Source organism: uncultured Olegusella sp., from assembly GCF_947253395.1.
Taxonomy (GTDB): domain Bacteria; phylum Actinomycetota; class Coriobacteriia; order Coriobacteriales; family Atopobiaceae; genus Olegusella.
Genome location: NZ_CAMXYY010000039.1, coordinates 1 through 14,819, shown reverse-complemented (window position 1 = coordinate 14,819; position 14,819 = coordinate 1). Strand labels below are relative to the sequence as shown.

Below are 14,819 nucleotides of genomic sequence, written 5' to 3'. Positions count from 1 at the left end.
CACCCATAAGGTTTCGTCGGCAGCGTCAGATGTGTATAAGAGACAGGTCTTTTAACTGTCATTTTGCTGTGTTCAATTTCAACTCTTGCAAATGCAAAAACGCTATTTACCTATCAAGGCTGGAGAATTTGGGATAAGCCATCAGTAAAAACGGCATACATTAGCTCTGGTCATAACTGTACCGTAAAGCATACACAAACAAAAAACTATGGTAGGAATGTTCAATTTTCTGTGCTTGTACAAAGAAATACAGGGTGGAAGTGGAAAACTGTTGGGCAAAAAACATTCTTTAATAATGTAACTGGTTCAAAATTTACCACCTACTGCTCTAAAGGGACGTACAGACTTTATTTTTCTGCACCAACTGCGGATCAATCGTGTGACATAAGCGGATCGTTTTACTACTAAACATGCGGCGAATATCATGAAAGGTAAAAGCGGTTGGCTTGCCACTTGGCTACTTTGTTTGCTGCCGGCAGCAGCAACTTTCTTCTTTTCGTATAGGTTTGCTGAAACATATCTATTTGCAAACTTAGAAAATTTAATTGCTATTGGTACTATATTGCCGACTGCCTTTATCTTTTTGTTTTCTGGCACTATTGCTCTATGTGTTGGGCTACTTGTGTTCCAGTTAATAAGAAAGCATTTTTATAAAAAAATAATACATTTCTATTATATAATTTATTTTATTATTCTTATTTGGTCTTTACTCTTTAAAAGTCCAGGTATGTCTGGGTATAACTTCGATTTATCTGATATAGTTATGCAATTTTATGCTCAGCCAGAAATTCTTCTCGCAAACCAATTAATTTTTATTCCACTTGGTTTTTTTGTGGCACTAAAAGGGTTTAAATTTAAGAGAACTGTTTTAATCTCTTTTATTTTTTCTTTAGTGATTGAAAGTATTCAAATTATCTTTAAGTTAGGCTTGTTTGACGTAATTGATATTATTACTAATACAACCGGTGCATTAATTGGTTTTTTGTTGGCACAAGAATTACTGCATCATTTCACCTGGACATATAATGGTAGATATATATCAATAAATAAAATTTCAGCTATTTTAGATGAACATAAAATTGTGCTGTTCATTAGAAGAGTTATTCTTATTGCATGGCTTATTCAGGTATGCATTCTTGTGTTTTCTTTTTTACAAGCACCGCCATATGAAAAAACAAATGCATTTATTCCCACAGGGTCTTTGCATAGTTTAGATAAATTAAGCAAAACAGAGAGTGGGTTGAAGAACAACTCTGGTAGTGACATCCCTGTTCTCCAAGAAAATACCGTTAAGTTCGAAGGGTTTTGTGAGCTTAGTGATTCTTGGAAAGATACTAATGCTCATAAACATTGGGGCATATCACTTATAATGATTGATAAAAAATCTCAAAATAGTGCAGTTATCGTGCCCTTGGTTCTCTCTAGTAATGATGAGGTTGCTAAAACGCCAGATGCAAAAGAGCTTATAGCCTCTTCACAGGTTCAAAAAGCTACTATTACTGCACGCATCGAAAATGGTTGGTTTGAAATTACAAGTGTTCAACTAAGCAATAATCTACCTATAAATTCAGATATTGATATACAATTATTGCAAGAGGAATTTCCTTGGCAGTATTACGGGGAAATTGAAATGAACTTAAAAAAGCAAACTAGTAGTACGAAAAAGATTGGATATATAAGTTCATTTACCCAAACAGACGAAAAAACGTTTATTTCAGTTTGTACCTATGAGCATTTGTATAACGTGCCTATTATTCAGCTTCATAATATTAACGTTGAAAGCGATTGGACAGCTGATGGAAAAGATTTAGGCTCCCCAGAGTACCCTATTTCTTTTGATAAAGAGTTTGAAAAAAATCTTTTATAACACGTATTTACTGCCTATGACTACCGGGCTTTTTAATGATGGTTTCACCGCGACGCCGCCCTTCATTGCTAGCAGCGGTATAGACCACGCGAATAGCTTTGCTTGCCCGAGGACTGAGGTCAACATGGTCGGGGGATAAAACGTTATATTTGAGAGACCAACGGCGCATGGCAACCATGATAAAGACGCAAATAATCAATGCCCAGAGTTTGCGTACCCCAAACATACAAACCATGCTGTAGTAGAGCGCCCCTCCTACAACCGAGCAGATTGCATAGAGGTTAGAGCGGCGGAAAATTTGAGGTACTTCCCCCAAAAAGACATCACGTAGCATGCCGCCACCTACAGCTGTGATAGTACTCAACAAGATAACGGCAGCTCCGCTTGTGTGAAACATGATTGCCTTGTCAGCACCGGCAACCGCAAAGAGGGATACCGACATAATATCGACCCATTCGTAAAAGCGAGAAAAGCGTTTGGTAGTCCCAGGGAAGAAAAACCCAATCAAACCAGTCAGCACTGCTATAGGGATAGCGTAAGGAGAATCCATCATGTAGACGCTTCCTTTTTGAAGGATAGTGTCACGGATTAATCCTCCGCCAAGCCCGCAAATCATAGCGAGACCGACATAGCCTACAAGATCAAGCTTGCGCTGACGTGCAGCGAAAACACCTGCAAGGGCACCCACGATAACCGCAGAGAGATCAAGCCATGTTGGCAAAGGCAACCCCGTGATATCCATGCCACCATAAGGTGTAAAGAAAAAATTATGCACTGCGGCCTCCCCTCACATCTGGCCTCAAGACTTTATCAGGCTTAGTCACAAAAATACTAAGGGAAACAAAACTTTTCTTGTGAGATATCAAGCTCATAAAGTAGCAACACAAAGGAAGAAAAGCTACAAGATAGCCTATGTTTTTCAAGACGTTGTTGTGCTTTGCTCAAACTATCTGCAAAAATAAAAAATACAGATAGCGCAGACTAACGCTTTCTTGTATACTTTCCGTTGCACAATTTCTGGAGAGTTGTCCGAGTGGCCGAAGGAGCACGATTGGAAATCGTGTAGGCGCCTAAAGCGTCTCCAGGGTTCAAATCCCTGACTCTCCGCCAGAGCATTCTTCGTGGCACCTGAGGGTGCCACGTCTCTATCTGGAGAGGTGGCAGAGTGGCCGAATGCGGCGGTCTCGAAAACCGTTTACCCTTCGGGGTACGTGAGTTCGAATCTCACCCTCTCCGCCAGATGAGTCAAGTCGGCCGCAGTAGCGACCGACTTTTTTATTTGCGAGCCAAGGAGAAGAAATGGCAGACGAAAGGCACTACTACAAAAAGTCACTCGCATTACTTCGCCACGATCGTGGATGGATCAAGCCTGTATTGGTAATGGCAGCAGCAAATTTTGTGCCTATTGCGGGGCCTTTAGGTTGTAATGGCTATGCCGTTGAATGGGCTCGTTTGATTGCGTGGGGAGTAGATGCTGCACCAAAGCAGCGGAACGTCCGTGTAGGCGAGTGCATCTCTGCAGGTTGGCGTGCCTTTGTCGGGGCTTTGTGGGTGGGCATTTCGGTATACGTGCTCAATCTGCTGTTTGCTTCGGTGCTTAAGGATGGGGCTGTTGCCAATACCTTTAGCCTACTTTTGAGTTTTATCGCGACTTTTTTGGTTCCTGTTGCAGCATTACATGCCACCATCTATCACGACTTTAAGGCAGGATGGCAAATCAAAAGGATTTGGTCGTTAATTAAAGCAGACCACAAAGGTGCCTTGCGTCTTATCGGGCTTTACATTGTGCTTCAGCTGGTAATTGGTCTTATTCTTTCTCTTATATGGATGGCGATTTTGATCCTTATAGCAAGTCAACTAAGCGATAGCTATCTTATGCTGGCATATAGCGATGTGCTGCAAGATCTTACCGCCTCCTATGTTATGTACGCTGCAGCTGACATACTTCGTCTTGTCGCCGCAAACGCTCTGCCTTGTGCGATTGCAGCTTTTATTAGTAGTCTTGGCTTTTCGTTTTTTCAGATGATTCAAACGTGTGCAACAGGACTTTGGTTGCGTCAGTTTGATGTACCCACCTGGCAGGAAAGCAACAAGATTTTTGAAGAGAAAAAGTAGCATGGGAAATGCTCACAACGCAAAGGTATAGCTAAAGGTATAGGGCAGCTGTGAGCTAAAGCTTATGAAGCTTTTATGAGTGTAAAAAATTAAGAAGAAGTATTTTATCCCCAGTAGATTGGCTGAGTCACATTTAGTGCTGCAAAACATAGCAATCTAGCTGGATAAACACACATAAGGTAAAGAACGTGCCAGTTTAAGTCAGCTATAGGGCAGAGACCATCCAAGCTAAATCCAAGTTGATGGGTTTATTTTTTGCATGTGGGGAAGGTGTGGGATGTTCTTTGTGAAATTTGTCCTATAAAAGCGACTTGGGCTGTGATAGTATCATTCCTTAGCCTTTCCTGCCTTGGCTGCACCTTCATTTGCCAAGGCCATATGTCCAGAGGAGGTGAAGAGATGAAGGCTTATGAACTACTGTATTTTGTCGATCCCACAGCAACTGAGGAGATTCGCGCAGGCGTCTCGAAACGTATCGAGGTGGCTGTCACTACTGACGGCGGCGTGATTGACAGCGTCGAGGACTGGGGCAAGCGCAAGCTCGCCTATGAGATCGACGGCCTCACCGAGGGCGATTACATCCTTATTAATTTCCATGCTGACCCCACGCAGATTGCTGAGCTCGATCGAGTTTTGCGTATTAATGACAACGTGAAGCGTCACATGGTCGTGCGTCGTCCCGACAAGGACTAAACATCGACCACATATGGAAGGACGAGGAGACTCGCACGAGAGGTGGGAACAATGAGCATTAACAGGGTAATTATTACTGGCAACTTAACGCGTGATCCTGAGCTGCGTAGCACAAACAGTGGCACGCAGGTTTTGACCTTTGGCGTAGCTGTCAACGATCGTCGTCGTAATGCACAAGGCGAATGGGAAGATAAAGCCAACTTTGTCGACTGCGTTATGTTTGGCAATCGTGCCCAGTCGCTTTCAAACTACCTCTACAAGGGTATGAAGGTTGCAATTGAAGGCAGGCTTAGTTACAGCTCCTGGGAGTCCAATGGACAGCGTCGCAGCAAGCTGGAAGTTATCGTAGACGAGTTGGAATTTCTTTCCTCTCGCCAAAATACTCAGCAACAGGGTGGCTACCAACAGCAGCCCCAAACTCAATCTCAGCCAGCGCCGCATTACTCGGCCCCTCAGCCGACGCATAACCAAGCTAGCTATGCTGCCCCCGCAGCTACACCCCAAACGACTCCCGTCCAGACGCCGCCTCCCAGCGACGTTTATGACGAGGATATACCGTTCTAGGAATTGAAAAGAGGTATCTAATGGCAAAGCAGAGGCAGAGGCAGCGCCGCGAAGAGCAGCGCCCCATGCACCGCAAGTACTGCCAGTTCTGCAAGGAAAACGTCGATTTTATCGACTATAAGGACACGCAGCTTCTCCGTAAATTTACGACTGATCGTGGCAAGATTAAGCCCCGTCGCGTTACGGGCGCTTGCACGCAGCATCAGCACGATATCGCGGTGGCAATCAAGCGCGCCCGCGTAATGGCTCTGCTCCCGTACGCTGTGCCCGTGGTTTCCAACCGTGGTGGTCGCAACCGCGGCTAAGCGGGCGGAAGCATTCAACGAAAAGGAGCGTCCCATGAAAGTCATCCTTATGGGTGAGCTCAGGGGCAAGGGCGGAGAAGGCGACATCGTTGAGGTCGCCCAGGGCTATGCGGAGAACTATCTGTTCCCCAACAAGATTGCCCAGCCCGCAACCCCTGGCAACATTAAACAGCTTGAAGAGCGTAGGCACAATATCGCGAAGCGCGAGGAGAAGCGTGTTGCTGACGCTAACGCGCTGAAAGATCAACTCAATGGCAAGAAAGTTGTCATTGACGCTCGCATTGGCGAGGATGGTCAGCTCTTTGGTTCGGTCACCTCTGCTCAGATTGTCGAGGCTCTCAAGAGCCAGCTCTCAGTTGAGGTTGATCGTAAGCGCATTAGTCGCGGCGGCACCATTAAGACCGCAGGAGCTCACGAGGTTGAGGTCAATTTCTATCGTGAGATCAATGCCAAGGTTATCGTTCAGGTTGGTCCTGAAGCTGAGGCAGCAGTTGAGGAGCCTGTCGAAGAGGTAGCTGATGAGACTGAGGTAGAAACCGAAGCGAGCGAAGAGGCCGCTGAGTAGTTTTTATCGGATCATACTATGCGTCTGTTTGTTCGTAGTGGATTACCTGCAGATTTCAACAAAAGTTGCAGGTAGTACCCAGAATTCAAAAAGATGCAAAACGCAACGAACGTTCGTATAAATCCCTCCAACCCCCTGCGGGATGGAGGGATTTTTTATTTAAATGAATATTTAATTTCATCTACCTGCGCAAATAGGAAATTTAATGAGTGAGATATGCAAAAATGCTGGATTGGATTTGTAACCAGAGCATATCCATGAGAGTTCTGTTCATGTTGAAAACACCGTTCGTCGATACGTCCAAAAATTGTTGAAAACGTAGAAAACTTGCAAAACTGCAGCTTGAGGATAATTAGTTTCTACATCAGAGTATCGATAACATTATTTGTGTACTTTTGGCCCTGCAAAGCTTAAGCGCATGAGGTACTATGCTTTGCCCAGACAATGAGGCGTTTGAGTTGTAAATTTATGTGCAGCTGCGTTTGCGTTTATCGGATATCACGTTTGAGAGGAGAACACCGTGCCCGAGAGGGAAAAGACACAATCTTGGGGACGCCGCCTCAAGAACGAACGTGATTTTTCACTTACCGCGCTTCCAGGCGATGTATCGATGCCGCAAGATGTTGCTGCAGAGCGCTCTGTTCTCTCAGCAATGATTCTCTCTGAGAATGTATTGCAGGAATGTCTGATTAGTCTAGAACCCGATGATTTTTATCTGCATGCTAACAAGCAGATCTTTATTTCCATGGCCGAGATGTTTGACCACAGCGAGCCAGTAGACCCGATTTCTTTGGCAGATCATCTTAAAAGTGCTGGTGAACTTGAAAAAATTGGTGGTCCTTCTTACTTGGTGGAATTAGGATCAAACTCTCTTGCACTGGCTAGCTGGCAACATCATGTTGAGATGCTCAAGCGCGACGCGACTTTGCGACGTCTTATCTCTGCTTCAGCGCGTATTCAGGCAATGGCATTTGATGCACCCGAAGATTCTCGTGATGTTGTTGATTATGCAGAGAAGCAAATCTTTGATGTAACTGGTCAGGATGTGCGCGACAACTCAGCAACGCTTTCTCAGATAATGGGCGAGCTTTATGAACAGCTTGGCGAAATGGCTGCTGCCGATGAGGAAGCTTTTGGTATCAAGACGGGATTTCGCGATATCGACAGGGCATTACAGGGTATGCGTGCTGGTCAGATGATTGTTGTTGGCGCTCGCCCTGGTGTTGGTAAGACGTCGTTTGCCCTTAATCTCTGCATTAATGCGGCAAAAAACGGGGCCGCGGTGGTTTTTTTCTCGCTTGAGATGAGCAAAATAGAGATTGCCCAACGTTTACTTTCGGCAACGGCAGGTATCCCGCTTTCAGATATCCGTGGCGCACGTATCCAAGACAATCAGTGGGCGGCTCTGCTGGAAGCAACCGCTCAGCTTTCAAAACTTGATGTGCAAATTGACGATACGGCAGGTACAACGGTCACCGAGATTCGCGCCAAAGCTCGCCGCCTTTTGCACGACAAAGAAAAAGGCATAGTAATCCTTGACTACTTACAGTTGGTTTCACCGCCACCTGGACGCACGCGTGCGGATAGCCGTGCTACTGAGGTTTCCGAAATGAGTCGTGGCCTCAAGGTTATGGCAAAAGACTTACGCATCCCTGTTATTGCCTTGTCGCAGCTCAATCGTACTGTTGAAGGACGTACAGGTAAACGACCACAACTTTCTGACTTGCGCGAATCTGGTGCTATTGAGCAGGACGCTGACATAGTTATTCTGCTTGACCGTTCCACTTCCCAAGAAGAAGCAGAGCGAGGTGACCGTCCAGATTGGGGTGTCACGCAGTTTATTATTGCTAAAAACCGTTCTGGTCCTTTGACCACCGTCGATCTTACGTTCCTTGCCAATTCAACGCGCTTTGTCGAGGTATATCGCCCGGCAGGTGGCGGAAACTAACAAGAGCTGCAATACATATATATCTGCAGCTGCTGTGTGACAAGCTCACTCCACGAGGGTTAAGCCTGTCCTGCTTTATACTAAAGAGGTTGGTCCGAAAGCCGTCGCATTATAAACAACGGCGCTAACAAAAGGGAGGGCATATGCCCGCATCAGTGCTCGTAGGAACCCAGTGGGGCGATGAGGGTAAGGGCAAGGTTACCGATCTTATTGCAGGTGACTTTGACGTAGTTTGTCGCTATGCAGGCGGTGCAAACGCTGGCCATACGGTAATTGCCGATGGCAAAAAACTCGCTTTGCATCAGGTGCCCTCAGGCGTTATGTATCCAGGAACAACTCCTATTGTTGGTAATGGCTGCATTGTTGATCCTGAGATTTTGCTCTCTGAGATTGACATGCTGGCTGAATCTGAAATTAGTTGTAATGAACTTAAGATTTCGGGCAATGCCCACATTGTTATGCCTTACCACAAAGATCTTGATGGGGCACACGAAAAAAAGCTCGGCAAGAACCTTATTGGCACTACCAAGCGCGGTGTTGGTCCTTGCTATATGGACAAAATGAACCGCACAGGCTTACGTATCCAAGATATGCTCGACGAAAAGATTTTCCGCGAAAAGCTTGATGCGGCACTTGCCTACACAAACCCCATCCTCTCTAAGGTCTATGACCTGCCTACCTATACGGTTGATCAAATCTGTGAGACCTATCTGCCGATGGCATCGCGTATTCGTCCTTATATTGTTGAGTCATCGCTTTATCTCAACGAGCAGCTTGAAGCTGGTAAGAATGTTCTTTTTGAGGGCGCTCAGGCAACTATGCTTGACATTGATCACGGCACCTACCCCTTTGTTACTTCTTCTAACTGCACAGCTGGCGGAGCGGTAACAGGTTCTGGCGTCGGTCCCACTAATATCAACCGCGTTCTTGGTGTTGCCAAGGCATACCTTACTCGTGTGGGTTCTGGTCCTTTCCCTACAGAGCTTTTTAATGAGACGGGCGATTTGCTGGGCAAGGTTGGTCATGAATACGGGGTAACCACAGGTCGTAAGCGTCGTTGTGGCTGGTACGATGCAGTGGTTGTTAACTATGCTGCACGTATCAACGGTCTGACTGACCTTGCTATTACCAAGCTTGATGTACTGGGTTGTCTTGACAGTATCAAGGTGTGTGTTGCCTACGAGTGTGACGGTGTTCGCTATACCACAGTTCCCGAACATCAATCGGTGTTTTATCATGCCACTCCGGTCTATGAAGAGCTTCCTGGCTGGAAGTGTGATATTTCTGGTATTCGTAATTTCTATCAGCTGCCTCGCGAAGCAAAGGACTATATCGATTTTCTCGAGCAGCTTGCCGGTGTCCGTGTTTCGATTATCACAGTCGGTCCCGATCGCGATCAGTCGATTGACCGCTACTGGAAGTAGGGTAGTGTGCCAGATTTTGCCATTGTGTGTGACAGCGCTTGTGACCTGTCACCAGAGCTTTGTCGGAGACTGGAAGTAGAACTCGTATCTCAGCGTCTATCGTTGTCTGGAAATGAGTTGCTTGATCGCAACATGACGATGGACGATGCGTTAGATGTACTGGCCGCACGTGCTCGCGCACGTGTTACGGCTCCTGGTCGCGATAGTTTTGAAGCGACTTTCGATGAGCTTGTCGATCGTGGTTTCAAAGAAATTGTAGTACCAGCGCCCTCAGCGGCGCTGGTGGGTTCCTATGATTCCGCTATTGAAGCAGCAACTCAGTATGTGGATACCAAAGTCACTGTTATTGATACCAAAGCAGTATCTGTACAGTTGGCTTTAATAGTATTGCGCCTCGTGGCTGACCGCAATGCGGGTCTTACTGCGGAAGAAGCGATTAAACGTGCTGATGAGATGGCCAGCAAAACACGTCTTTTGACGCTCTTACCCCCAGGCATTGACCTCGATCGCGCTTGTATATTAGGTGATATTCGCGGCATTCGACGCTCGCTCAAGACACTGGGCATGCGTGTGTCGGGAGGCTGGCTTTATACCTCCATTAATCCTGGTGGTACTGTCAGAGTTGAGCGCCGCAGCGAAAGCGTTGATTTGCTTGCGGGTATTCTTGCCCGCGAGATGAGTACATACTCTCAGCAGGTAGGTCCGCTGACGCTTCTTGAGGCAAAGTCAGTAGATTCCACTACGCTATCCAAGTTGCAGCGTCCTCTCAATACCAATGAGTTTGAGCACGTGAGCGCAGGTATTTTGCCCATACGTCCTACTTCTGTGGTTATGGTAGGTGCCTCTGCAGCAGGTGTTGCGTTCGTTCCACAGTCGCTCATCATGCCCGAGGAAGTAAGTGATCTCTTGGGCGATAGTGACCGATAGGTAGTTAAGCCAGAATTTGCCTTTGAAAGGACAATATATGGAGAGCGCAGCCAAGACGATCGACATTTTACTGTTGGGTTCAGGCGGTCGTGAGCACGCCTTGCTACGCAAGCTTGCAGAGTCTTTCCACGCTGGCAAATTGTGGGTGACACCAGGAAACGGGGGCATGCTTGCCGAAGCGGAGCTAGCTGATTGCAGTCAAGATAGCCCCGAGGACGTGGCTCGTTTTGCTCGCGAACACGAGATTGGTCTGGTGGTAATTGGACCTGAAGCTCCGTTGGTGGCAGGCGTAGCCGATGCAGTGAGAGCTGCAGGTATTGCTTGTTTTGGTCCGAGCAAAAAAGCAGCTCGGATGGAAGGCTCCAAGTGTTTTGCCAAAGATGTGATGACACGCGCTGGCGTGCCAACCGCGGCATACCGTACCTTTACGGATCGTGCTGAGTGCGAGATGTATGTGCGTGAGCTGGGCGGGCCTGTCGTGGTAAAAGCCGATGGTCTTGCCGCAGGTAAAGGGGTTATTGTTGCCCAAAGCACCGAAGAAGCACTTGCGGGTGTTGCAGAATGCTTTGAGGGGGCGTTTGGTGATGCAGGTACAACGGTTGTTGTTGAAGAGATGCTCGAAGGCCCCGAATGTTCTTTGCTGGCTCTCACAGATGGCACAACGTTAGTACCACTTGCCACGAGCCAAGATCACAAGCGCGCCTATGATGGTGACCTTGGTCCCAATACGGGTGGTATGGGTGCCTATTCTCCCGTACCAAACGTGACTGTAGAGCAACTTACTCAAATGTGTGAAATGGAACAAAAGGTCATCAATCAGTTGCGTCGCGATGGGATCTGCTATTCAGGCTGTCTCTATGGTGGCTTTATGCTTACCGCCGAAGGCCCCAAGGTATTGGAGTTTAATGCCCGTTTTGGCGATCCCGAGACTCAAGTAGTGCTGCCACGTATGCAGGCAGACCTGGTGGATGTTTTTCTCGCCTGCGACAAGGGTACGCTTGACGCATCAATGGTCTCTTGGAATGACGATTGGGCAATGACTGTTGTGCTTGCCAGTGCGGGCTATCCGGGCTCCTATGAAAAAGGCAAACTCATAGAAGGCATTGAAGAAGCAGAACAGCTTGAAGGTGTGACGGTTTATCAAGCCGGTACCAGCCTTGGTGCGGATGGGCGTACCTATACTTCTGGCGGTCGTGTGCTCGATGTGACGGCGGTGGCGCCAACCTTGGCTGCTGCTCGTGAACTTGCCTATCGGGCGGCCAATCTTATCCATTTTGAAGGCAAGCAGTGCCGCAGTGACATTGGCCATCATGCTCTCGCAAGTTTGTAGTAACAAAGGACTGAAATATGGCTTCATCAAGCAAGAAGAACGATAGTAGACATGACAGTGCGACAAACAACAGCGGAGTTGCTGATTTGTTAGAGTCAGCCGAGGCATATACCTATGACGGTGATCGTGGTGGCGCAGCTCATAGGTCTGGTTTGCCTGAATCACGTGATTTGGTGTTAGGTGGTAGCGATCAACGCGATGCCGCTCTTGAGGAGCACATTCTTTCGGAGGACGTTGCTTGGCATGGGCGTATTTTTGATGTCAACCGTATGGAAGTAGCCCTTGCCGATGGTCGTCATGCTATTCGTGATGTCGTGCGTCATCCTGGCGCGGTTGCCGTTGTTGCCCTCACCGACGATGGCAGAATCTGTCTCGTGAGACAGTATCGCGCTGCTCTCAATCGTGTGACCGTTGAGGTGCCTGCTGGCAAGCTGGATGCTGGTGAAGATCCGCTGGATTGTGCTCGTCGTGAGCTTTTGGAAGAGACTGGCTATGAAGCTGACAAGATTGCTTTTTTGACAACCATTGCCACATCTTGTGGTTTTGCTGACGAGCTTATTCACCTCTATATGGCAACAGGCTTGCACCTCTGTGATTCAAGTCCCGATGCTGACGAATTTATTAACGTTGATCTTGTACCTTTGCAAGAACTTATTGATGCTGTGCTCGATGGACGCATCGAGGATGCAAAGACGGTAGTTGCTACCCTCGTTTGTGATGCGGTAGCTCATCGTCTAAGCTAGGTAAGCTGAGCTGTCGTCTAGGTAAGCTGAACTGTCGTGTTTTTCGAAAATCGATGCTAAGCTTTGCTTGTTAAAGAAGTGGGGGGGGTGTTATGGCACAGAGGCAACGAACGATTTTGGGACGTCGTCCTGCCAAAGGCACCCTTGGACATAAAGAGGCGGAGCAACTTTTTTCAACGGTAGATGAGACGGGTCATAGCAATCGTGAGCGTGCTGATCGTGAGCGTAAGCGTCGGCATGAAAAAGGTCACGGAGTAGATATTGACCCACTATCAGATGCCGATCCTTCTGGTTCTGATGTTGAACTGCGTATTCGCAGAACCGCCATCGGTTTTGTGATGACGTTGCTTGTGGTCGTTATTTTGGCTCAGGTGAGCTGTGGTGTGGTAAGGCGTGTCAACACCGCCAATCTTTCTCAAGATGTCAGCGTGGTAACTGTGGCATCTGCACTTCGTGGCGGTGTTGAGTGGGGTAACGGCTTTACGCAGTTCCCCGAGGATTTTACCGTTCAAGAAGCCGATCAACATACCCATCGCGTTGAAGTGTCGGTGCATGATACCACTTCAAAAAATGTCCTGACCTGCTTTTCTAGTTCTCAGATCCAAGCCACAGCGCTTTCGGTTAATGCGTTGTTGAACCCCAATATTAATACCGTTATCTATCATGTGAATGTGTATATGGATGACAATGGGAACCTGCTTACCTCGCAGTTTTTTAACTTCATCAAGCCAACCGGTGAGACCCATCCCTTTATGACTTTTATTTGGACCAAAGAAAACACCTCAAATGGCGTGCGTTATAACTGCACGATTGAGGGCATGGATTCCAAAACCCAAGAAGCACTACGTAAAAAGATTACTTCGAGCTATACACCTTTTGCCCGCCTCGGCCAGGGAGATGATGTAATTAGCTCTACCGATGAGCAGAGTACGGCTACGAATGAGAACTCTGACGTTGGTTGATAATAAACCAAGCCCTGATGGTGCTCTTTAGTAAAAATTTTTCTCATTAAACCTAGCCACAAGCTCCACTATTGGGCTATCCTGTCCTGCAGCGTAGGTCCATCAGTCCACGTGAAAGGAAACACCTTATGGCAAACGCAAATGATTTGGTTTTGTATCAGCGTTCTGGAAACTACATTCCGCGTATAGCTGCTGTCCACGACCTGTGTGGTTACGGAAAGTGTTCACTTGGAGTAGCTATCCCTGTTTTATCTGCAGCTGGCTGTGACGTGTGTCCAGTACCTACCTCGCTTTTTTCTGCTCATACAGGATTTCCTCAGTTCTATATGCATGACACCACCTCAATGCTCAAAGACTATCTTGATGCTTGGAAAATTCATGGTATCGATTTAGATGCGGTGTATTCGGGTTTTTTGGGCTCTGCCGAGCAAGTGGCAGTTATCCAGCGTCTTTATAGCGAGTATCCCCGTGCCTTGCGTATTGTCGATCCCGTGATGGGCGATGCAGGAGAGAAATACCCCACCTATACCGATGAAATGTGCGCTGCCACACGCGGTTTGGTTGATGGAGCCGATTTGCTTGTCCCCAATCTGACGGAAGCATCTATATTAACGGGCATCAATTATGAGGGCCAAGATGTTTCCCGTGACTATACTTCCCGCCTGGTAGACGCTCTGCTTGAGATGGGTGCAAAAAATGTGGTTATCAAAGGTGCCGTACGCGGTGACAACAAAATTTACAACTATGTGTGTGGTCGTGATTTTGAGGGCGAAGAGCTTGAGAGTGAGCTGCTGCCCTTTATGATTCACGGCACAGGAGATCTCTATGCATCAAGCTTGTTGGCTGCGATTATGTGTAATAAGTCCTTGCGTGCGGCAGTTGCGTTTGCGGGTCAGTTTGTTGTTGATGCCATGTGTATGACTCGCCATCAGCCGGGCTTTGAGCTGCGCGGTGTGAGCTTTGAAAGCGTGTTAAGTGAGGTTACTGCCCTTGTAGGACCGGAGTTTCGATAAATAGTTTCTTGCTATCTGCTGGTATTCGTAGTATTATCCCTACGCACGCGGGCGTGGCGGAATTGGCAGACGCGTACGGTTCAGGTCCGTATGAGAGCAATCTCATGAAGGTTCAAGTCCTTTCGCCCGCACCATGAATGATCAAGACCCCTTTTTCGAGGGGTCTTTTGCTATGCAATGAGCTGACAGACAGCGTACCATCGGTTTACTTCTGTAGCACCGTGCGTGTCAAATGCCACACATCGTTTCAGATGAGATGCTCTGCTTGCTAAACGCCACGTTCCATTTCAAATGGAGCAGCTCTACTTGCCAAACGCCACAGATCATTTAAAGCAGAGCGGCCCTGCTTGCCAAACGCCACGT

14 protein-coding genes and 3 tRNA genes are annotated in these 14,819 nt (G+C 47.3%); 16 read left to right on the top strand and 1 reads right to left on the bottom strand.

Going from position 1 to position 14,819, the window contains the following annotated elements:
- Window positions 1-424 precede the first annotated feature (424 nt).
- Window positions 425-1,867, top strand: coding sequence for a VanZ family protein (locus Q0X25_RS04715; protein ID WP_298579334.1), 1,443 nt, complete (start codon window positions 425-427; stop codon window positions 1,865-1,867).
- A 7-nt stretch (window positions 1,868-1,874) separates the two neighbouring features.
- Here the strand turns inward: Q0X25_RS04715 and Q0X25_RS04710 are convergent, their stop codons facing one another.
- Window positions 1,875-2,642 carry a trimeric intracellular cation channel family protein gene (locus Q0X25_RS04710; protein ID WP_298579333.1) on the bottom strand — a complete coding sequence of 256 codons (768 nt, stop codon included), beginning with the start codon at window positions 2,640-2,642 and terminating at the stop codon, window positions 1,875-1,877.
- A gap of 244 nt (window positions 2,643-2,886) precedes the next feature.
- Here Q0X25_RS04710 and Q0X25_RS04705 point away from each other — a divergent pair.
- The 15 genes from Q0X25_RS04705 to Q0X25_RS04635 all read left to right on the top strand — a co-directional run bounded on the left by Q0X25_RS04705 (window position 2,887) and on the right by Q0X25_RS04635 (window position 14,590).
- A tRNA-Ser gene (locus tag Q0X25_RS04705) sits at window positions 2,887-2,977 on the top strand.
- 41 nt (window positions 2,978-3,018) lie between these two features.
- A tRNA-Ser gene (locus tag Q0X25_RS04700) sits at window positions 3,019-3,106 on the top strand.
- A gap of 60 nt (window positions 3,107-3,166) precedes the next feature.
- On the top strand, window positions 3,167-3,982 hold the full coding sequence (locus Q0X25_RS04695) for a DUF4013 domain-containing protein (protein ID WP_298579332.1): 816 nt from the start codon (window positions 3,167-3,169) through the stop codon (window positions 3,980-3,982).
- A gap of 399 nt (window positions 3,983-4,381) precedes the next feature.
- Complete coding sequence (rpsF, locus tag Q0X25_RS04690; protein WP_298579331.1) at window positions 4,382-4,675, top strand: 30S ribosomal protein S6; 294 nt, start codon at window positions 4,382-4,384, stop codon at window positions 4,673-4,675.
- Window positions 4,676-4,726: 51 nt separating this feature from the next.
- Complete coding sequence (locus Q0X25_RS04685) at window positions 4,727-5,239, top strand: single-stranded DNA-binding protein (RefSeq protein WP_298579330.1); 513 nt, start codon at window positions 4,727-4,729, stop codon at window positions 5,237-5,239.
- A 20-nt stretch (window positions 5,240-5,259) separates the two neighbouring features.
- A complete protein-coding gene (gene rpsR / locus Q0X25_RS04680; protein WP_021625227.1) occupies window positions 5,260-5,544 on the top strand; it encodes a 30S ribosomal protein S18 in 285 nt (94 codons plus the stop codon).
- Window positions 5,545-5,578: 34 nt separating this feature from the next.
- Window positions 5,579-6,109, top strand: a complete 531-nt coding sequence (rplI, locus tag Q0X25_RS04675) for a 50S ribosomal protein L9 (RefSeq protein WP_298579328.1) — start codon at window positions 5,579-5,581, stop codon at window positions 6,107-6,109.
- 610 nt (window positions 6,110-6,719) lie between these two features.
- Window positions 6,720-8,057: a replicative DNA helicase gene (gene dnaB, locus Q0X25_RS04670; RefSeq protein WP_298579335.1), complete on the top strand. Its 1,338-nt coding sequence runs from the start codon at window positions 6,720-6,722 to the stop codon at window positions 8,055-8,057.
- 143 nt (window positions 8,058-8,200) lie between these two features.
- Window positions 8,201-9,481: an adenylosuccinate synthase gene (locus tag Q0X25_RS04665; protein ID WP_298579327.1), complete on the top strand. Its 1,281-nt coding sequence runs from the start codon at window positions 8,201-8,203 to the stop codon at window positions 9,479-9,481.
- A 6-nt stretch (window positions 9,482-9,487) separates the two neighbouring features.
- Complete coding sequence (locus tag Q0X25_RS04660) at window positions 9,488-10,408, top strand: DegV family protein (RefSeq protein WP_298579326.1); 921 nt, start codon at window positions 9,488-9,490, stop codon at window positions 10,406-10,408.
- A 37-nt stretch (window positions 10,409-10,445) separates the two neighbouring features.
- On the top strand, window positions 10,446-11,738 hold the full coding sequence (purD, locus tag Q0X25_RS04655; protein ID WP_298579325.1) for a phosphoribosylamine--glycine ligase: 1,293 nt from the start codon (window positions 10,446-10,448) through the stop codon (window positions 11,736-11,738).
- A 17-nt stretch (window positions 11,739-11,755) separates the two neighbouring features.
- Entirely contained in the window at window positions 11,756-12,481 is a 726-nt protein-coding gene (locus tag Q0X25_RS04650; RefSeq protein ID WP_298579324.1) for an NUDIX domain-containing protein, read from the top strand.
- Window positions 12,482-12,573: 92 nt separating this feature from the next.
- Window positions 12,574-13,443 carry a hypothetical protein gene (locus Q0X25_RS04645; RefSeq protein WP_298579323.1) on the top strand — a complete coding sequence of 290 codons (870 nt, stop codon included), beginning with the start codon at window positions 12,574-12,576 and terminating at the stop codon, window positions 13,441-13,443.
- Between the two features lie 128 nt (window positions 13,444-13,571).
- A complete protein-coding gene (locus Q0X25_RS04640; RefSeq protein ID WP_298579321.1) occupies window positions 13,572-14,456 on the top strand; it encodes a bifunctional hydroxymethylpyrimidine kinase/phosphomethylpyrimidine kinase in 885 nt (294 codons plus the stop codon).
- Window positions 14,457-14,503: 47 nt separating this feature from the next.
- Window positions 14,504-14,590, top strand: a tRNA-Leu gene (locus Q0X25_RS04635).
- Window positions 14,591-14,819 lie beyond the last annotated feature (229 nt).

Bases quoted from the DNA above. Each gene is read 5' to 3' on its own strand.
- Q0X25_RS04685 (WP_298579330.1), top strand. From the start codon at position 4,727: ATGAGCATTAACAGGGTAATTATTACTGGCAACTTAACGCGTGATCCT.
- purD (WP_298579325.1), top strand. From the start codon at position 10,446: ATGGAGAGCGCAGCCAAGACGATCGACATTTTACTGTTGGGTTCAGGC.
- Q0X25_RS04645 (WP_298579323.1), top strand. From the start codon at position 12,574: ATGGCACAGAGGCAACGAACGATTTTGGGACGTCGTCCTGCCAAAGGC.
- rplI (WP_298579328.1), top strand. From the start codon at position 5,579: ATGAAAGTCATCCTTATGGGTGAGCTCAGGGGCAAGGGCGGAGAAGGC.
- rpsR (WP_021625227.1), top strand. From the start codon at position 5,260: ATGGCAAAGCAGAGGCAGAGGCAGCGCCGCGAAGAGCAGCGCCCCATG.
- Q0X25_RS04715 (WP_298579334.1), top strand. From the start codon at position 425: ATGAAAGGTAAAAGCGGTTGGCTTGCCACTTGGCTACTTTGTTTGCTG.
- Q0X25_RS04665 (WP_298579327.1), top strand. From the start codon at position 8,201: ATGCCCGCATCAGTGCTCGTAGGAACCCAGTGGGGCGATGAGGGTAAG.
- Q0X25_RS04650 (WP_298579324.1), top strand. From the start codon at position 11,756: ATGGCTTCATCAAGCAAGAAGAACGATAGTAGACATGACAGTGCGACA.
- Q0X25_RS04640 (WP_298579321.1), top strand. From the start codon at position 13,572: ATGGCAAACGCAAATGATTTGGTTTTGTATCAGCGTTCTGGAAACTAC.
- Q0X25_RS04695 (WP_298579332.1), top strand. From the start codon at position 3,167: ATGGCAGACGAAAGGCACTACTACAAAAAGTCACTCGCATTACTTCGC.
- dnaB (WP_298579335.1), top strand. From the start codon at position 6,720: ATGCCGCAAGATGTTGCTGCAGAGCGCTCTGTTCTCTCAGCAATGATT.
- rpsF (WP_298579331.1), top strand. From the start codon at position 4,382: ATGAAGGCTTATGAACTACTGTATTTTGTCGATCCCACAGCAACTGAG.